The sequence below is a fragment of the Pseudomonas sp. Irchel s3f10 genome (genome assembly GCF_900187515.1).
GTDB classification, from domain to species: domain Bacteria; phylum Pseudomonadota; class Gammaproteobacteria; order Pseudomonadales; family Pseudomonadaceae; genus Aquipseudomonas; species Aquipseudomonas tensinigenes.
On sequence record NZ_FYDZ01000010.1, the window covers coordinates 202977 to 221964 of the forward strand.

Consider the following 18988-nt stretch of genomic DNA (forward strand, 5'->3'; position numbering starts at 1 on the left):
ACGGGGTGAGCTGCAACGCGTGACGCTGATTGCCCGAGACGGCACTGATGACGACGCCGAACACTACCGTTACAGCCAGGGCGTGCGGGTGTTCAAACGCCATGAAACGTACACCGACAGCGCTGTGCACTTTCATCAGGTGCGCTACCTGCCGGGCCTGGAAATCCGCACCAAGGACAACTGCGAAGAACTGCACGTCATCAGTGTGGGCGGTGCGCGTTGCCTGCATTGGGCGAAAAAACCACCCGAAGATATCGAAGACAATCAACTGCGCTACAGCCTCGGTGACCATCTGGGTTCATGCACGATAGAACTGGATCAACGTGCCCGGATCATCAGCCAGGAAGGCTACTACCCGTTCGGCGCAACGGCGTGGATGGCGGCCGACCCGGTGGTTGAAGTCGGTTACCGGTTTATCCGTTATTCCGGCAAGGAAATGGATATCAGCGGTTTGTACTGCTACGGCGCGCGCTATTACGCGCCGTGGCTGCAACGCTGGATCAGCGCGGACCCGGCAGGCGAAGTGGATGGGCTGAATCTCTACGCCTTCGTCGGCAACGATCCGATTGGCCATGTCGACGTCAACGGGGAAACCAGGTTGCCGTTTTTGGACGAGATCAATGCCGGAACGGATCGCATCATTGCTTCGCAAAATACGAGCTATGCCAGAAATGCACAGCGCCTTGCAGAAAAGCGTATGGCCCGCCAAATGAATGATCAGATGATGCAGCACATTGAAATCCTCGGGATCACCCAGCGCCGCACAAGCGATGCCGCAAAGCAACTCGACAGAATGGGTTCGGGCAGCGACATTGCCTTGGCGACAACACGCAGAACGCTGGTATTTGTCGCAAGCAAAGCACTCAGTTATGGCGTCGGTCTAACGGTCGGTATCGGTGCTCAGGCACTCGGCGCAGCGGCACCCGGTGTCGGCAACGTGATAGGCGCAGGGATGGGCTTCGCCGCAAAAATCGGGGTCAGCGCGCTCATCGACTACGCGGCCGAAAGAACCGGACTGAGCGCGTCGGTCAATTTGAAAACCTCCAAAGTGTCAGCGAACACTATTATCGAGAGAGCCCAACACAAACAAATGCAGCCACTTGAGTATTTAAACGCCAAACTCCAGGGCTTGATTCCCCGCGACAAAAAATCCGCACTCAAGTTGGTGAAGGAGGTGGGCGCTCAGCTAACGTCGGCGGGTGTGAACAAAACCCTGAATTCACTACCTCCCGCAGCGGCCGGCGCCATCGCTAGCGGAGCCGCGGCGTTATGGACGTTGCCGGAAATTGTCAATGAAACGGCTAAGGCCATCTCTGGAAAATCCAGCGAAAAAATGCTTGCATTCGAAGGGAAAATTCTCGGGCTTGCACAGGCTATCGAGGCGAGTAACGACACGGTCCATGAGTATGCTCACGCACTTGGCAGGACAAGCTTGAACGGCGTTGACCTCAACGATCTGGACGAGGAAACAGCCCGCATCACCGACATGCTCCACGGTCTGGCGTTAACGGTGCAAAAGCACAGAACTGCTCACAGCGCCGCCGCGTAAATGGGCGGCTTTCTGAGCGGGGACAATGTTCCCGCCTGCCGGCATGCTATCGTGCCCGCCCGACTGCCATCCGTTTGCCCAGCATGCTGCCGACTTCCCGTACTGTGCGTCTGTCGTTTTATACCCTGCTGATCATCGCGGGTACCGCGCTCGCCGCGACCCTGGCGATCCGTCACGCCGAACGCCAGGCACTGGAAGAGGACGCCGCCCGCGCCAACCAGCAACTGGCGCTGTATGCCAATTCGTTGCACACCTTGATCGATCGCTACCGCGCCCTGCCCGCCGTGCTCGCGCTGGATCCGCAATTGCGTTCGGCACTGGCCGGCCCCGTCGATGCAGATGAACAAGCGGCGCTGAATCTGAAACTGGAAAAGATCAACGGCGCGGCGCAATCCTCGACCCTTGAACTGCTCGACCACACGGGCCTCGCCGTGGCCGCGAGCAACTGGCGCCTGCCGAGCAGTTACGTCGGCCACAACTATGGTTTCCGCCCCTACTTCAGTCAGACCCGCACCCAAGGCACCGGGCGTTTTTATGCAGTGGGCGTGACCAGCGGGATTCCCGGTTATTTCCTCTCCAGTGCGGTACTCGGCGACCACGACGAGTTCCTCGGCGCGATGGTGGTCAAACTGGAGTTTCCCGAGCTGGAACGGGAATGGAGCCAAGGCAATGACACGCTGCTGGTCAGCGATGCACGCGGGATCATCTTCATCGCCAACCAACCCGGCTGGCGTTATCGCGCGTTGCGGCCGTTGAGCGCCAGCGACATGGCCGAGATCAAAGCTACGCGCCAGTACGACAAACAGTCGCTGCTGCCCTTGACCCACTTGTCGCTGCGCCGCTTCGATGACAACAGCGATCTGCGCCGCGTCGAAGGCCCGCAAGGCACGGCGGATTATCTGTGGGAATCGCTGCCCCTGAGCGCCGAAGGCTGGACCCTGCACCTGCTGCGTCATCCGCAAGTGGCCTTCGAAGACCTGCGCAACGCCGGGCTGGCCGCCGCCGGGGTGTGGCTGGCGCTGGTGTTTCTATTGCTGTTTCTCAACCAGCGCTGGCGCCTGTCGAAAATCCGTCAGCGCAACCGCGAGGAACTTGAACAGTTGGTGGAAGAACGCACCCGCGATTTGCGCACCGCGCAGGACGGTCTGGTGCAATCGGCCAAACTCGCCGCGCTGGGGCAGATGTCCGCTGCGCTGGCCCATGAAATCAATCAGCCGCTGACCGCTCAGCGCATGCAACTGGCGACCCTGCGTCTGCTGCTCGAGCATGGCCGCGTAGACGATGCCTATAAAGCGTTGAAACCGGTCGACGAAATGCTCACGCGCATGGCTGCCCTCACTGGCCACCTCAAGACCTTCGCGCGCAAAAGCCCCAGCGGCTTGCGCGAGCGGCTGGATCTGGCGACGGTGGTTGATCAATCCCTGCAGTTGCTCGATGCACGGCTGCGCGACGAACAGGTCAGTCTGGTGCTGCACCTGACGCGTCCGGCATGGGTGCGCGGTGATGCGATTCGCCTGGAGCAGGTGCTGATCAACCTGCTGCGCAACGCCCTCGATGCGATGCAGGGCAAACCCTGCAAACGTCTGGAAATCCGTCTGGAAGCCGATGAACAATTGTGGCGTCTGAACGTCAGCGACAATGGCGGCGGGATTGCCGAAGACCATTTGGGCCAGGTGTTCGATCCGTTCTTCACTACTAAACCGGTGGGTGACGGCCTGGGCCTCGGGTTGGCGGTATCCTTCGCTATCGTGCATGAATCCGGCGGCCGTCTGAGTGCTGAAAATGGCGACAGCGGCGCGGTGTTCAGCCTGACTTTGCCAATCGATCTGGAGGCACACATCTGATGCTCAATTCAGTGATGGTGGTCGATGACGAAAGCAGCATTCGCAGCGCCGTCGAGCAGTGGCTGAGCCTGTCAGGCTTCGAGGTGCAGTTGTTCAGCCGCGCCGAAGACTGCCTCGCCGCCCTGCCCGCGCACTTTGCCGGAGTGATCCTCAGCGACGTGCGCATGCCCGGCATGGGCGGCCTGGCGTTATTGGCCGAAGTGCAGAAACGCGATGCCGATCTGCCAGTGATTCTGCTCACCGGCCATGGCGACGTACCGATGGCCGTCGAGGCAATGCGCGACGGTGCCTACGACTTTCTGGAAAAACCGTTCAGCCCGGAAACACTGCTCGGCAGTTTGCGCCGGGCGCTGGACAAACGCCGTCTGATTCTGGAGAACCGGGCTCTGCACGAACAGGCTGATAACCGCGCAAAACTCGATGCGACGTTGCTCGGCGTGTCCCGTGGTTTGCAGACGTTGCGCCGGCAGGTGCTGGATCTGGCGACGCTGCCGGTCAACGTGTTGATCCGTGGTGAAACCGGCAGCGGCAAGGAACTGGTCGCGCGTTGCCTGCATGATTTTGGCCCGCGCGCGGCCAAGCCATTTGTAGCACTGAACTGCGCGGCGATTCCTGAACAGCTGTTTGAGGCGGAATTGTTCGGTCATGAGAGCGGTGCATTTACCGGCGCCTCGGGCAAGCGCATCGGCAAACTGGAATACGCCGACGGTGGCACGCTGTTTCTCGATGAAATCGAAAGCATGCCGCTGGCCCAACAGGTGAAACTGCTGCGGGTGTTGCAGGAGCAGAAGCTTGAACGGCTGGGTTCGAACCAGAGCATTCGCGTCGATCTGCGGATTGTCGCGGCGACCAAACCGGATCTGCTCGATGAAGCTCGGGCCGGGCGGTTTCGCGAGGATCTGGCCTATCGCCTGAACGTTGCCGAACTGCGTTTGCCACCGTTGCGCGATCGCCGCGAAGACATTCCGCTGCTGTTCGAAACCTTCGCCCAGAATGCCGCTGAACGCCTGGGGCGCACCTTTCCACCCTTGAGTGGCGCGCAGTTGAGTCATCTGCTCAGCCACGACTGGCCGGGCAACGTGCGCGAACTGGCGAACGTTGCCGAACGTCAAGTGCTGGGGCTGGATGAGCCGGCACCGGGGATTGATCCGGGGCAATCGCTGGCGGCGCAGCAGGAGGCGTTTGAGGCGCAGTGTTTGCGCGCGGCGCTGACCCGGCACAAGGGCGATGTGAAAGCGGTGCTGGAAGAGTTGCAACTACCGCGCCGTACGTTCAATGAAAAGATGCAGCGGCATGGGTTGAGTCGGGAGATGTTTTTGGCTGAGTGAGGCAGGATCGGGATTTTTGGTGTGGCTGAAATCCATCCCCCTCACCCCAGCCCTCTCCCCCAGGGGGGCGAGGGGGAAAGGGAGCCGATCTTCATGCTTTTCGAAACCTGAGTTCGACTCGATATCTCAGGTCGGTGCAACTCGAACAATCCACTCGGTCAGTCCCCTCTCCCCCTGAGAGACTGAGTGAGGCAGGGTCGGGATTTATGGTGTGGCTGAAATCCATCCCCCTCACCCCAGCCCTCTCCCCCAGGGGGGCGAGGGGGAAAGGGAGCCGATCTTCATGCTTTTCGAAACCTGAGTTCGACTCGGTATTTCAGGTCGGTGTACCTCGGATAATCCACTCGGTCAGTCCCCTCTCCCCCCGGGAGAGGGCTAGGGTGAGGGGCTTTTGATCTTCGCCCCCATAAGCGGAAATCCGCTCATCAAACCAGATCCTTCGGCGATATCCCGCTCAGCCGCGCCTGCCACCCCCTCTAAACCGGCCCTCCCCCCGTTGGCACACCTCCTGCTATAGCCCTCGCAGGCTGCGTTTCGACGCGCTCCACAAAAACAATTAAACGAAGGATCCTTCAATGGATAACTCCAACGCCCTGCCACTTGGGTCGGCTGCCGTGCCGGCCAAAGAAAGAACCACCGCCAGCCGGATCAAATCGATCTTCAGCGGTTCCGTCGGCAACATGGTCGAGTGGTACGACTGGTATGTGTATGCCGCCTTCTCCCTGTACTTCGCCAAAACCTTTTTCCCTGCCGGTTCCACCACTGCCCAACTGATGAACACCGCTGCGATTTTCGCCGTCGGCTTTCTGATGCGTCCGATCGGTGGCTGGCTGATGGGCATGTACGCCGACAAGGTCGGCCGTAAAAAAGCCCTGATGGCGTCGGTCTACCTGATGTGCTTCGGTTCGCTGCTGATCGCCCTCAGCCCAAACTATGAAACCATCGGCATCGGCGCACCGATCCTGCTGGTGTTCGCCCGACTGCTGCAAGGCCTGTCGGTCGGTGGCGAATACGGCACCTCGGCGACCTATCTCTCGGAGATGGCGACCAAGGAACGTCGCGGCTTCTTCTCCAGCTTCCAGTACGTGACCCTGATCTCCGGCCAGCTCATCGCGCTGGGCGTGCTGATCGTGCTGCAGAACGTGCTGACCACTGAACAGCTGTACGCGTGGGGCTGGCGTATCCCGTTCGCCATCGGCGCGCTGTGTGCGGTCGTGGCGCTGTACCTGCGTCGCGGCATGGAAGAAACCGAGTCGTTCACCAAGAAAGAAAAGTCCAAGGAAAGCGCCATGCGCACCTTGATGCGCCACCCCAAAGAGCTGTTGACCGTGGTCGGCCTGACCATGGGCGGCACCCTCGCGTTCTACACCTACACCACCTACATGCAGAAGTACCTGGTGAACACCGTCGGCATGAGCATCTCCGACTCCACCACCATTTCTGCTGCCACGCTGTTCCTGTTCATGTGCCTGCAACCGATCATCGGCGGCCTGTCGGACAAGATCGGCCGTCGTCCGATCCTGATCGCCTTCGGTGTACTGGGGACGATCTTCACCGTGCCGATCCTGATGACCCTGCACACCATCCAGACCTGGTGGGGCGCGTTCTTCCTGATCATGGCGGCACTGATCATCGTCAGCGGCTACACCTCGATCAACGCCGTGGTGAAAGCCGAACTGTTCCCGACCGAAATCCGCGCCCTGGGCGTCGGCCTGCCGTACGCACTGACCGTGTCGATCTTCGGCGGTACCGCTGAATACATCGCGCTGTGGTTCAAGAGCATCGGCATGGAAACCGGTTACTACTGGTACGTAACGGCGTGCATCGCGGTGTCGTTGCTGGTGTACATCACCATGAAAGACACCCAGAAGCACTCGCGCATCGTTACTGACTGATCAGGTGTTCACAGCCACTGCAATGGTGGCTGTTCTGGCCCTATCGCGAGCAGGCTCACTCCTACAGGGGAAAACATTCCAAATGTAGGAGTGAGCCTGCTCGCGATTGGGGTCACCGCGTTATCCAGACCTGCATGAATAATTCCTCACATCCGCCGCCAAGCGATTAATCGCTAATTAATGCTGCCCCTTCATTGTGCAATCACCTGATCGATGACCTGCGCGACGCTCGCTTCGACGACGAAAGCGAATTCAATGCGCCGCCCTTAACATCAAGTTAATCGATTGTTTATAGCATTAATTTGCGCTTTTTAATCAATTTAGTTGGCGTAGCATTAAACCCATGCAAGACACACCCGCCAACGAATCTGGAGTAACCGACATGAAAACCAAACTGATCCTCGCCCTGACCCTGTCCGTACTGGCCGCCAATACCTTCGCCGCCGACGGCTCGGACAAAACCAAATCCGCCGACTTCATCAACGGCGCAAGCGCCGCCATCGAAACCAGCCACACCGGCACTTATGCCGCTGACGGTTTTGATAAAACCAATATTGGCAAAGCTGTTGCTGCCGATGGTTTCGACAAAACCAACCTGGGTAAAACGGTCGCGGCTGACGGCTTCGATAAAACCGGCACTGCTGCTGCCATCAGCTAAGTATCAGCAGTCCTCTCACAGCCCGGCCTTTGCCGGGCTTAGTCATTTCTGGGGGATGAAGATTTCTGAATTCCACACAAACCCTTGTAGGAGTGAGCCTGCTCGCGATAGCGGCGGGTCAGTCAAACATCTATCAACTGACACACCGCTATCGCGAGCAGGCTCACTCCTACACGGTTTTTGCGTCTGGCTGGAAATATGCGGGGCGTCCTTGCACTATGGCTGCATCCGAAACTCAGCATCAGGAATTCACCCACCATGCCCGATGACATCCACTTCTACGAACCCGCCAACGGCCACGGTCTGCCCCACGATCCGTTCAACGCCATCGTCGGTCCGCGCCCGATCGGCTGGATTTCTTCACAGGATGCCAACGGCCAGTTGAACCTGGCGCCGTACAGTTTCTTCAACGCCTTCAACTACATTCCGCCGATCATTGGTTTTTCCAGCGTCGGGCGCAAAGACAGCCTGAACAACATCGAGCAGACCGGCGAATTCGTCTGGAACCTCGCCACCCGACCACTGGCCGAGCAGATGAACCAGAGCTGCGCGATGGTCGCGCCTGAGGTCAACGAGTTTGAATTGGCGGGATTGACGACTGTTGCGTCGAAGGTGATTTCGGTGCCGCGCGTGGCCGAAAGCCCGGTGTCCTTCGAGTGCAAGGTCACGCAGATCATTCAGTTGCAGCGCGCCGATGGCGAAACCGTGCCGAGCTGGCTGATCCTCGGCGAAGTGGTCGCCGTGCACATCGCCAAATGGCTGTTGAAGGACGGCATCTACGACACCGCCGCGGCAGAACCGATTCTGCGCGGCGGCGGGCCGGCGGATTACTTCCAGCTGGGGCCTGAGGCCCTGTTCAAGATGTGGCGTCCGGGCGCCACCAAGTAACCCGTTACCAGATCAACTCGGCTTCTTCGGTGACGCCTTTGAGGTTATCCAGCTCATTGATGGCAGCCTCATCGGCGGCGATGGCGCCGGGGAAGACCTGATCATTCAGCAGTTTGTGAAAGCGTGGTGCACCGCCATCGACCAGGGCCTTGACCGCGATTGCCGCGTGATAGCCCTTGTTGCCGCCCAACTCGACGGGGACGACTGCGGAAACTGCTTCGAAGTGTTCGAACTCTTTACGTGCCATGTCACATATCCCGGCTCAGACAAACAAGCCGGACATTAAACCCTCAACCGACGAGTTTGTGTACCGGCGCCGGGCATTGACCGAGGGCTTGCGCCGCCGACACGTCCTTGAAAGTGTGGAAGTCGAGGCTGTTGACCACCAGTTCCTGCACCAGCTCGGCGAAGATTTCCATCGACGGGCTGTTGAAATAGTTGGTCATCATTTGCTGACTGCTCCAGAACCCGGAGACCAGCCACAACTCGGGATCACACTGCGAATGCTGCAAGGCAAAGCTCAGGCAACCGGGGGCGGCGCGGGACGGCTCGATCAACGCGCTCAGGCGTACGCCGAGTTCCGCCGAACGCCCGGCGCGCGCTCGAACGAAGGCCATATGGCTGACGGGAATCTGCTTGGACATGTTCAACCCTCCCAGGGAGTCGCGTGGCAGCCGGGGGACGGGCTGCGACAGGATCAAAGGTTAAGGGCAGCACGCCGGCCGCCGTTAGTCGATTCCTGCCGCCGCGTTGCACAATCCTGCGAGACTGCGCGCAGAACCTGTAACAACCTGTAAAACTGCGTCACACGGTTGTCATACGCGTTTTGTGTAGGAGCTGCCGAAGGCTGCGATCTTTTGATTTTGCCTTGAAGATCAACAGATCGCAGCCTTCGGCAGCTCCTACAGGGTTGGATCGCGACAAGCGCGGGAACACCCCGGGGCAGAATCAGGCAAGCATTTCGCAGGATGTGTCTACCGCTGGCGCTTGCACAAACATATGCTCTGCTCCATTCCACCTCCCCTGCCGAGGATGCCGTGCATGACGTCATTCGATCGTTTTCAAGCCGAACCCAGCGCTGACATGGAAAAACAGCGTGCGGAACTGGCGGCGATAATCCGCCGCAACACCACCGACGATGGCAGCTACGAGACCGCCATCGGCTCGCTGTTCATGTCGCGCCACACCCAGTCCCACGACTTCGCCCCGGTGCTCGCGCAACCGGCGCTGTGCATCATGGCGCAGGGACGCAAAGAGGTGCGGCTGGCCGACGAGTACTTCAATTACGACCCGCTGAATTATCTGGTGGTCTCGGTTTCGATGCCGCTGAGCGGGCGCGTGGTCAACGTTTCGCCGGAGGATCCGATCCTCGCCGTGCGCCTGGATATTGACCCGACAGAAATCACCGCACTGATCGCCGACGCAGGTCCCATGGGCGTGCCGACCCGGCCGACCGGGCGCGGTTTGTATGTCGAGCAGATCGACAGTTCGATGCTCGATGCGGTGTTGCGTCTGGCGCGTCTGCTCGACGCGCCGAAAGACATCGCCATGCTCGCGCCGCTGATTCGCCGGGAGATTCTTTATCGCCTGCTGCGCAGCCCGCAGGGGCATCGCTTGTATGAAATCGCGATTGCCAACAGTCAGAGTCATCGCATCAGCCAGGCGATCAAATGGTTGAACGGCAACTTTGAACAGCCGTTGCGCATTGATGATCTGGCCAAGGAAGTGAATTTGAGTGTGTCGACGTTGCATCACCGGTTTAAGGCGATGACGGCGATGAGTCCGTTGCAGTATCAGAAGCAGTTGCGTTTGCAGGAAGCGCGGCGGTTGATGCTGGCTGAAGGGTTAGAAGCGTCGGCGGCGGGGTATCGCGTCGGGTATGAAAGTCCGTCGCAATTTAGTCGCGAATACAGTCGGTTGTTCGGTGCGCCGCCGTTAAGGGATCTGGCGCGGTTGCGACTTTCGGTGTGACCGGTAGAAGCCCCTCACCCTAACCCTCTCCCGGAGGGAGAGGGGACTGATTGGGGGATATTCAAGAGATTCACCGACTTGAACGATTGGCTTTGAATCCATAATCAACTCGATTTTTCAGGTCGATGGACAGCGCCAGAAACTTCGGTCGGCCCCCTCTCCCTCCGGGAGAGGGCTGGGGTGGGTAAAGACCGGGTACATCCTTTACGTTTGAGACCGGGGACATGGTTTACAGGTATCAATCATGGTCAGGAGGTGCTGACCATGCCCTGGAAACAAGAGTCCCCAATGGATCAACGAGTGAAGTTAATTAGCGATTGGCTCAGCGGCAGCTACACCAAGAGCCAATTAAGCCGGCGCTATGGCGTCAGCCGTCCAACCATCGACAAGTGGCTGGAACGATACGCAGCGTTGGGCGTAGATGGCTTGAAAGAGCAATCGCGCAAGCCGTTGAACTGTCCTCATCAAACGCCCGACGAAATCATTGCCACGCTGCTGGCCAAGAAAAACGAACATCCCGATCGGGGACCCAAGCAGATCATTGGTCGCCTGCGCGATTCCGATCCGCATATCCAATGGCCGGCGGCGAGTACCGCCGGGGAGTGGTTGAAGAAAGCTGGTTTGGTGGTGGCGCGACGGCCGTATCCCCCGCGTCCCCGTGCTCCAACACATTTGCGTCCGGTCGACGCGCCCAACCAGACTTGGTGTGCTGATTACAAAGGGCAGTTCAAAATGCAGGACGGTAATTGGTGCTATCCACTGACCATTACCGATCAGATGAGCCGCTTTTTATTCGTCTGTCGCGCTTTGCCCAGTACGCACGGAGCGCCGACGCGGGAAGGCTTCGAGTGGGCTTTTCGAGAATATGGGCTGCCAGATGTGATCCGCACTGACAATGGAGCTCCTTTCGCATCGACAGGTCTGGCGCGACTTTCGAAGTTATCGGTTTGGTTCATCAGACTTGGGATCCATGTCGAAACGATTACGCCTGGCCGTCCCGACCAAAATGGTCGACATGAACGGATGCATCGAACGCTAAAGGCAGCAGTGCCACCGGCGGAAAACCTGGTGCGCCAGCAGTTGGCTTTTCAGGAATTCATCCAAGACTTCAACCACCACCGACCACACACCGCGCTGGGCATGAAACCGCCGGCATCTGTCTATAGCCCGTCGACACGCGCTTATCCCGGTTACTTGCCTGCTCTTGAATACGGTTCCGATGTTGAAGTACGCAAGGTTCGGTCAAATGGGGAAATTAAATGGAAAGGACAGCTGATTTTTCTAGGAGAGGCTCTGATTGGAGAGGACATCGCGCTGAAGGAAGTGGCTGATGACGCTTGGGAACTGTACCTTTGCAGCCACTGTTTAGGCAGGCTTGAAAGCGGCGCAAAACGCGTTTCAAGCCTGTAAAGGTGTAAACGATGTCCCCGGTCTAATTTGTAAAGGATGTACCGGTCTCTACAGTGAGGGTCGGCTTTTACCCCGCCCGGATCACATGCTTGATCTCCTGAAACGCCGCCAACCCCCAAGGCCCCAGCTCGCGGCCAATACTGCTCTGCTTGTACCCGCCCCACGCCGCCTGCGGGAAAATCACTTGCGGCGCATTGATCCACACCATCCCCGCCTGCAAGGCATTGGCCACGCGATCCGCCGCAGCAGCATCGCTCGTCACCACACTGGCTACCAAACCAAACGGCGTGTCATTGGCCAGCGCAATCGCCTCGGCTTCGCTACTGAAACCGCGCACACACAGCACCGGCCCGAAAATCTCTTCACACCACAGCGCGCTGTCCAGCGGCACGTCGGTGAACACGGTCGGCTGCAAAAAGTAGCCGCGTGGCAGGTCCGCCGGGCGATTGCCGCCGCAAAGCAAACGCGCACCCGCGCTGAGTCCACGGTCGATGTGCCCAAGCACTCGCTGGTACTGCGCCTGATTGACCAGCGCACCCATTTCCACCTCCGCATCGAACGGATCGGCCACACGAATGGCCTGCGCACGTTTCTGCAAGCGACGGAGGAATTCCTCTTCCAGCTCATCAGCCACCAGCACACGGCTGGTCGCCGAACACATCTGCCCGGCATTGAAAAACGCACCGCCACAGGCCAGCTCAAGCGCCAGATCGAGATCAGCATCCGCCAACACCAGCAGCGAAGATTTGCCGCCCAACTCCAGGCTGACGCCCTTCACCGTTTCCGCCGCACGCTGCATCACTTGCACGCCGACCGCATTGCTGCCGGTGAAGGAGATTTTGGCGATGCGCGGATCCGCCGACAATGGCGCACCGACCGCCAAACCTGTGCCGCAGACGAGGTTGAACACGCCGTTCGGCAGACCCGATTCCGCGATGATCGCCGCCAGTTCCAGTTCCGGCAGCGGTGTCACTTCCGAAGGTTTGAGCACCACGCAGCAACCCGCCGCCAACGCCGGCGCGAGTTTCCACGCCGTGGTGACCATGGGGAAATTCCACGGCACGATCAGCCCGACCACTCCGCACGGTTCGCGGCGCAGACGTGCGCTGAAATCATCGCTGGGCAGCGGCACGTTGCTGTCCTGTTTCGCGTCGAGGCCTTCGGCGAGTTCAGCGTAGTACTCGAATGTGGCGATCACGTCATCGACATCGATCGCCGCTTCGAACTGCGGTTTACCGTTGTTGCACGATTGCAGTTTCATCAAGTGCTCGCGACCGTTGCGCACACCATTGGCGATGTTGCGCAGGATTGCGCCGCGCTCGGCACCACTGGTTTGCGACCAGCTCTTGAAAGCTTCGCTGGCGGCCGCAACGGCTTGGTCGACGGCGTGCTCGTCACCGCCATTGACCGTGGTCAGCAGCGCTTCGGTGGCCGGGTTGATCACCCGCAGATGTTCGCGGCCGGCCGACCATTGGCCGTTGATGTAGAGGCCGTCGAGTGTGGTTGGAAAACTGATCATTGCGCCACCGCCTGCATCCACTGGTTCTGGTCGATTTCAATCAGGGTCGGGCCCTGACGATCGCTTGCGCTACGCAACGCGCTGCGCAGTTGTTCGATGCTGCTGATCGCTTCAGCCGCGCAGCCGAGGCCCTTGGCCACAGCGACAAAATCCGGGGTGTAGATATCGACGCCGACCGGCTCGATGGCGCGGTTGACCATGTACTTCTTGATCTCTTCGTAGCCCTGGTTATTCCACAGCAGGACGATCACCGGCACCCGCGCTTCGACGGCGCTGGCCAGTTCCGGCAGGGTGAATTGCAGGCCGCCGTCGCCGATCAGGCACACCACCGCAGGGCGCGCGCCTTCGTCGAGTTGACCACCGAGCCACGCACCAATCGCTGCCGGCAAGGCGTAGCCGAGCGTGCCGTAACCGGTCGAGGCATTGAACCAGCGGCGCGGATGATCCGGGTTGAACGTCAGGTTGCCGGTGTACACCGGTTGCGTCGAGTCGCCGACGAATACGGTGTTGGGCAGCTCATCGAGTACGGTGTCGAGGAAGCGGGTTTGCGCGAGGGTCGGTGCGTCCCAGCTCGCGGCCAGTTCGGCGCGCAGTTTGCCGGCGCGGGCCTGACCCCAATCGCTGCTGCGCTCGCCGAGTTTTTCCTGCGACAGCATGTTCAACAACGCTTGCGCGGCGTTGCGCGCATCGGCCACCAGTGCCAGGTGCGGCGGGTAGTTGCGCACGGTTTGATCGGCGTCGATATCGATGCGCAACAGTTTGCCGGGAATCTCGAAACCGCCAGCGAAAGTGACGTCGTAATCGGTCTCGGCCAGTTCGGTGCCGATGGCCAACACCACATCGGCATCGGCGACCAGCGCGCGGGTGGCAACCAGCGTCTGGGTCGAGCCGATCAGCAGCGGATGGTTGCCCGGCAGCATGCCTTTGGCATTGATCGTCAGCGCCACCGGCGCGTCGAGCAACTCGGCAAGTCGGGTCAGTTCCGGCGCGGCGTCGATGGCACCGCCACCGGCAAGAATCAACGGACGTCTGGCTTCGGCCAGCAGCTCGCTCATGCGTTTGACGGCCGCTGGCGCAGCGCCGGCGCGGTCGATATTGACCGGTACGCTGGCGAGCAATTCATCGGCGTTTTCGACCAGCACGTCCAACGGAATTTCGATGTGTACCGGACGTGGGCGACCGGCCTGAAACAAGGCAAAAACACGCGCCAGCACTACCGGCAATTCAGCGGCGGACATCAAGGTATGCGAGAACGCCGCAACACCTGCGACCAGTGCGTTCTGATTCGGCAATTCATGCAGCTTGCCGCGCCCACCGCCCAACTGACTGCGCGATTGCACGCTGGAGATCACCAGCATCGGGATCGAATCGGCGTACGCCTGACCCATCGCGGTGGTGATGTTGGTCATGCCCGGGCCGGTGATGATGAAGCACACACCCGGTTTGCCAGCGGTGCGCGCGTAGCCGTCAGCCATGAAACCGGCGCCCTGCTCATGCCGCGGGGTGACGTGACGAATGCTCGAACGCGCCAGCCCGCGATACAGCTCCACGGTGTGCACCCCGGGAATGCCGAACACCTGCTCGACCCCATAACCTTCGAGTAACTTGACCAGTACTTCGCCACACGTTGCCATGTCGATTGCCCTTCTCGCTCGCTGAAGACACAGAGCCTTTCTGTAGGAGTAAGCCTGCTCGCGATGGCGTCTGTACATTCAACATTGCGGTGACTGACTCACCGCTATCGCGAGCAGGCTCACTCCTACAAAGAGCCCTTCATGGCTTCATTGGAACGGTCGGCAGGTAGCGGCAACAATCGATTAAAAGTCATACTAGCCATGTCCTCACGTCATACCTTGGATCCTCATGAAACGCCTGCCTCCCCTGCCCGCCCTGCAGACCTTTCTGATCACCGCGCAGTGCTGCAACTTCACCCGCGCCGCCGAGCAGTTGCACATCACCCAGGGCGCAGTGAGCCGGCAGATCGCCGGGCTGGAGGCGCATCTCGGTTATCCGCTGTTTATCCGTCTGGCCCGTGGCCTGGCGCTGACCGCCGAAGGACGTGAATGGATGCCGCGTGTGGAGAAAGTCTTCGGCCTGATCAGCGAAGCCACCGAGCAAATCGGCCTGCAGCGCGAAACCCTGCAACTCAAGGCGCCCAGTTGCGTGATGCGCTGGCTGCTGCCGCGCTTGCTGCAATGGCAAAAAGAACGCCCGGACGTGCCGGTGAAACTCACCGCCTCGCTGCAACACGGCGTGGACTTTCAGCGCGAGCAATTCGATGCCGCGGTGATCTACGGCCCGCCCCCGGACAACTCGCCGGGCGCACTGCACTTGTTCGACGAGCAACTGACGCCGGTCTGTTCACCGGTTTTGCTCAAAGGTTCGCCAGCGCTGAATTCACCGGCAGATCTGCAACAGCATCTGCTGCTGCACCCCACTCACGATATTCAGGATTGGTCGGTGTGGCTGAACGCGGCCGAGCTGCGGCTGAACAACCTCGGCAGCGGCCAGCATTTCGAAACGCTGGATCAGGCGATGTCGATGGCGTCACACGGGACGGGAGTGGCGATTGGTGACTGGTCGTTGATCGGCGATGACTTGCGCGCGGGACGGCTGGTGATGCCGTTTGAGTTGAAAGTGAAGACGGGGCTGGCGTATTACGTCGTCGTGCCTGCGGGAACCGAGCCTTCGCCGCAGTTGGAAGAATTGATGATCTGGTTGGTTGAGCAGGCGCATTTGCGGTGAAGCTGTTTCCCCTCACCCTAACCCTCTCCCAGAGGGAGAGGGACTGACCGGGGGATATTGAAGAGGTTCAGCGACCTGAACGATTGGCTTTGAATCCATAATCGACTGGTTTTTTCAGGTCGATGTACAGCGCCAGACACCTCGGTCGGCTCCCTCTCCCTCCGGGCGGTCCGACGTTTCGGGAGGGCTGGGGGAGGGTAAAGCTGTATATCAATACCCGACAGTAAACCGCTGACGCGAATGCTTCGGCGTTTCCACTTCGTCGATCAACGCAATCGCGTAATCGGCAAAGGTAATCCAGCTACGCCCTTCAGCGCTCACCAGCAAATGATCCTTGCCGGCTCGGTAGCTTCCTGTGCGCTCCCCTTCGACAAACTCTGCCGACGGCGACAGGAAGGTCCAGTCCAGATCCTGCTCCTGACGCAACGCCTCAAGAAACGCAGCACCGGCACTGGCTTCAGCTTTGTACTCCGCCGGGAAACCCGCACTGTCGATCACTCGCGTATCGTCCGGCAGCAACAGCGAACCGGCACCGCCAACCACCAACAGACGCTTCACTCCCGCCTGCTTCACTGGCCCAACAATAGCGCTCGCAGGAACAGTCGCGAAATGCGCGGCGGTGATCACCACATCATGACCGGCCACCGCGTCTTGCAGCGCTGCGGCATCCAGCACATCGACATTCTTGCTGACCACACCGGCACGATCACCGATCTTCGAGGTATCGCGGGCGATAGCGGTAACGCTATGGCCACGACGCAGGGCTTCTTCCAGCAGTTGGCTACCGGCGCGGCCGGTGGCACCAATGATTACGATCTTGCTCATGACATTCTCCAGTTGGCTTGAGAGTGCTGCGTTTTCAGATTCGACTTACCACTGCATTTCGCCCTTGGCGACTTTCGCGCTCAGCTCCAGCGAGCTTTCTTCGCCCAGTGTCGGGTAACGCTTTTTCATCGCGGCGATCAGTGCGGCGGAGTCTTTGGCCTTGGCGGTTTCAGCGTCGAACGCCTTAATGTAGTCGGCGGTGAATTTCACGCTGGCCAGCGAATGGTTGCTGTCACCCAGGTAGTGACCCGGCACCACGGTGTTCGGCTTGAGGGTTTCGATCGAGTGCAGGGTTTGCAGCCAGTCGGCGTGGGATTGCGCGGTCTGGGTGTCAGCCATCCAAACATGGATGTTCTCGGCGACAACCACACCACCGACCACGGCTTTGAGCGACGGAATCCACACAAAACTGCGATCCGGTTGTTTGCCGTCGAGGCCGATGACCTGCAATTTCTGCCCTTCGAGCATCAGGCTGTCACCCTTGAGCACGCCCGGCACGATGGTTTTCGCCGGAACGTCGGCGCCCATTTTCGGGCCCCAGAAGGCCAGTTTGCCGGCGACGGTTTTATTGATGTGGTCGACGGTCGGCTGCGAAGCCAGCACCTTGGCGTCAGGGAACGCCTGAGTCAGGGTGTCGAGGCCGAAGTAGTAATCCGGGTCACCGTGGCTGATGTAGATGGTGGTCAGGTGCTTGCCGCTGGCGCGGATCTTTTCCACAACCTGTTCAGCCTGGGACTTGCCGAATTGCGCATCGACGAGGATCGCGTCTTTCTCGCCGCTGACCAGTACCGAAGTCACCGGAAAAATCGCGTTGGTCCCCGGGTTGTAGACATCGAGGGTCAGGTTGGCAGCCGCTGCATGCGCGGCGAAACCCAGGGAAGCGGTGGCGAGCAGAACGCGTTTGAGTGTGGTGAAGCCGATCATCTGTTGCTCCGGTGTCCGAATGCCATGCTTGGCGATGGGACAGAGCTTAGTTGCCTGACTCAGTACAAAAAATGCGATGCTTGAACATAGTTTGTTTCTGAAAGCGGGCAAATCATGGATCGTCTCCAAGCAATGCGGGTGTTTGTCACCGTCGTGGATCTGGGCAGCCAGTCGGCAGCGGCCGATCATCTGGACCTTTCGCGACCAGTGGTTTCGCGTTATCTGGCGGAGCTGGAGGACTGGGTCGGCGCACGCCTGATGCACCGCACCACGCGCAAGTTGAGCCTGACCGCCGCCGGCAGTGAAATCCTGCCGCGTTGCCGGCAGATGATCGAACTGTCGACGGACATGCAGGCCGCCGTCAGCGAACCCCACGACGCCCCGCGCGGGCTGCTGCGGATCAGCGTCAGCACTTCGTTCGGCCAGGCCCAACTGGCGGATGCGATGGCCGCCTACGTCAAACGCTACCCCGGAGTCAGCATCGACCTGCAAATGCTCGATCGCACGGTGAATCTGGTGGATGAGCGGATCGATCTGGCGATTCGCACCAGTAACGATCTCGACCCCAACCTGATCGCCCGACGCCTGACCGTTTGTCGTTCGGTGGTCTGCGCTGCGCCGGCTTATCTGCAAGAACAGCCGGCGCCACAACGGGTCGAGGAATTAAGTCGGCACAACTGCCTGACGCACTCGTATTTCGGCAAGAGCCTGTGGCATTTCGAGGAGGATGGCGAACCGGTTTCGGTGCCGGTACAGGGCAACATCAGCGCCAACGAAGCCAGCACGTTATTGCGCGCGACATTGGCGGGCGCCGGGGTGGCGATGCTGCCGACCTACCAGGCGGGGGTACATATTCACAGTGGTGAACTGGTTCGACTGCTGCCCCATGCGAAGCCGCGGCAGATGAGCATCTACGCGGTGTACGCCTCGCGCAAACACATGCCGGCGGCGCTGCGTAGCATGCTGGATTTTCTGGTGCTCAGATTCCCGGAAAACCCCGAATGGGATATCGGCTTGTAAACCCAATCCCCTGTGGGAGCGAGCCTGCTCGCGAAAGCGTCCGTTCAGCCAACTTTTCAGTAACTGAGACACCGCTTTCGCGAGCAGGCTCGCTCCCACAGTGGCTATCGATGTGCTGAATGGCGGGTTAAATCCTCAAGCACACTCGCTGGCAACTCCCCAGCGCTGACCTATGCTGAAAGTAATACCGCAGGGTATGTCGTTCAGAGGTCAACGCCATGAACATCAAAACAAGAAGGTACGTCGCGATTTTCATTACCTGCGCCGCCACGCTGGCGCTGTACGGCACCGCTGCCTGGCGGGTCGAGCAGTTGCGACAGTTGCCGCGCGAGTATGCAAGCTGCAACTTCGAGCGGTGCATTCCGCACAATGCCACGCTGAATGCATTGCGCTGATATTCAACTGTAGGAGT

General features: G+C 59.8%; 17 protein-coding genes. 11 read left to right on the top strand and 6 right to left on the bottom strand.

The window, feature by feature from the left end:
• From CKW17_RS20980 to CKW17_RS21005, 6 genes are all read left to right on the top strand, one after another.
• The coding region (locus CKW17_RS20980; protein WP_141234585.1) for an RHS repeat-associated core domain-containing protein at positions 1 to 1549 on the top strand (1549 nt) is incomplete at its 5' end.
• Between the two features lie 83 nt (positions 1550 to 1632).
• On the top strand, positions 1633 to 3393 hold the full coding sequence (locus CKW17_RS20985; protein ID WP_095121356.1) for an ATP-binding protein: 1761 nt from the start codon (positions 1633 to 1635) through the stop codon (positions 3391 to 3393).
• Positions 3393 to 4721 carry a sigma-54 dependent transcriptional regulator gene (locus CKW17_RS20990; protein WP_095121358.1) on the top strand — a complete coding sequence of 443 codons (1329 nt, stop codon included), beginning with the start codon at positions 3393 to 3395 and terminating at the stop codon, positions 4719 to 4721. Before CKW17_RS20985 ends, CKW17_RS20990 begins: the two co-directional genes overlap by 1 nt.
• Before the next feature lie 575 nt (positions 4722 to 5296).
• Positions 5297 to 6616: an MFS transporter gene (locus CKW17_RS20995; protein ID WP_007912608.1), complete on the top strand. Its 1320-nt coding sequence runs from the start codon at positions 5297 to 5299 to the stop codon at positions 6614 to 6616.
• A gap of 382 nt (positions 6617 to 6998) precedes the next feature.
• Positions 6999 to 7274 (top strand): hypothetical protein, encoded by a 276-nt coding sequence (locus tag CKW17_RS21000; protein ID WP_064119044.1) that lies wholly within the window; start codon positions 6999 to 7001, stop codon positions 7272 to 7274.
• 258 nt (positions 7275 to 7532) lie between these two features.
• Positions 7533 to 8162, top strand: a complete 630-nt coding sequence (locus CKW17_RS21005) for a flavin reductase family protein (protein ID WP_095121359.1) — start codon at positions 7533 to 7535, stop codon at positions 8160 to 8162.
• 4 nt (positions 8163 to 8166) lie between these two features.
• Here the strand turns inward: CKW17_RS21005 and CKW17_RS21010 are convergent, their stop codons facing one another.
• Both CKW17_RS21010 and CKW17_RS21015 read right to left on the bottom strand, forming a co-directional pair.
• Positions 8167 to 8409 (bottom strand): hypothetical protein, encoded by a 243-nt coding sequence (locus CKW17_RS21010; RefSeq protein WP_095121361.1) that lies wholly within the window; start codon positions 8407 to 8409, stop codon positions 8167 to 8169.
• A gap of 43 nt (positions 8410 to 8452) precedes the next feature.
• Positions 8453 to 8806, bottom strand: a complete 354-nt coding sequence (locus CKW17_RS21015) for a putative quinol monooxygenase (RefSeq protein ID WP_093430529.1) — start codon at positions 8804 to 8806, stop codon at positions 8453 to 8455.
• Between the two features lie 397 nt (positions 8807 to 9203).
• Here CKW17_RS21015 and CKW17_RS21020 point away from each other — a divergent pair, with 397 nt between their 5' ends.
• Positions 9204 to 10133, top strand: a complete 930-nt coding sequence (locus tag CKW17_RS21020; protein WP_016985290.1) for an AraC family transcriptional regulator — start codon at positions 9204 to 9206, stop codon at positions 10131 to 10133.
• A gap of 264 nt (positions 10134 to 10397) precedes the next feature.
• A complete protein-coding gene (locus CKW17_RS21025; protein ID WP_095121363.1) occupies positions 10398 to 11543 on the top strand; it encodes an integrase core domain-containing protein in 1146 nt (381 codons plus the stop codon).
• Between the two features lie 67 nt (positions 11544 to 11610).
• On the opposite strand, the gene CKW17_RS21030 is transcribed toward CKW17_RS21025, so the two are convergent.
• A complete protein-coding gene (locus tag CKW17_RS21030; protein WP_176470105.1) occupies positions 11611 to 13059 on the bottom strand; it encodes an aldehyde dehydrogenase family protein in 1449 nt (482 codons plus the stop codon).
• Positions 13059 to 14696: a 5-guanidino-2-oxopentanoate decarboxylase gene (locus tag CKW17_RS21035; RefSeq protein ID WP_095121366.1), complete on the bottom strand. Its 1638-nt coding sequence runs from the start codon at positions 14694 to 14696 to the stop codon at positions 13059 to 13061. The genes CKW17_RS21030 and CKW17_RS21035 overlap by 1 nt, the downstream gene beginning before the upstream one ends.
• 229 nt (positions 14697 to 14925) lie before the next feature.
• Here CKW17_RS21035 and CKW17_RS21040 point away from each other — a divergent pair, with 229 nt between their 5' ends.
• Positions 14926 to 15807, top strand: coding sequence for a LysR substrate-binding domain-containing protein (locus CKW17_RS21040; protein ID WP_095121367.1), 882 nt, complete (start codon positions 14926 to 14928; stop codon positions 15805 to 15807).
• 210 nt (positions 15808 to 16017) lie between these two features.
• Here CKW17_RS21040 and CKW17_RS21045 read toward each other — a convergent pair whose 3' ends face one another.
• Both CKW17_RS21045 and CKW17_RS21050 read right to left on the bottom strand, forming a co-directional pair.
• On the bottom strand, positions 16018 to 16632 hold the full coding sequence (locus tag CKW17_RS21045; RefSeq protein ID WP_095121368.1) for an NAD(P)-dependent oxidoreductase: 615 nt from the start codon (positions 16630 to 16632) through the stop codon (positions 16018 to 16020).
• Positions 16633 to 16677: 45 nt separating this feature from the next.
• Complete coding sequence (locus CKW17_RS21050) at positions 16678 to 17556, bottom strand: MBL fold metallo-hydrolase (RefSeq protein WP_095121370.1); 879 nt, start codon at positions 17554 to 17556, stop codon at positions 16678 to 16680.
• Between the two features lie 114 nt (positions 17557 to 17670).
• Here CKW17_RS21050 and CKW17_RS21055 point away from each other — a divergent pair, with 114 nt between their 5' ends.
• Together CKW17_RS21055 and CKW17_RS30425 are read left to right on the top strand one after the other, a co-directional pair.
• Positions 17671 to 18576: a LysR family transcriptional regulator gene (locus CKW17_RS21055; protein ID WP_218274250.1), complete on the top strand. Its 906-nt coding sequence runs from the start codon at positions 17671 to 17673 to the stop codon at positions 18574 to 18576.
• Positions 18577 to 18794: 218 nt separating this feature from the next.
• The gene (locus tag CKW17_RS30425) at positions 18795 to 18971 is read left to right on the top strand and encodes a hypothetical protein (protein ID WP_007912636.1); all 177 of its coding nucleotides are present in this window, start codon (positions 18795 to 18797) and stop codon (positions 18969 to 18971) included.
• The last annotated feature ends 17 nt before the right edge of the window (positions 18972 to 18988 follow it).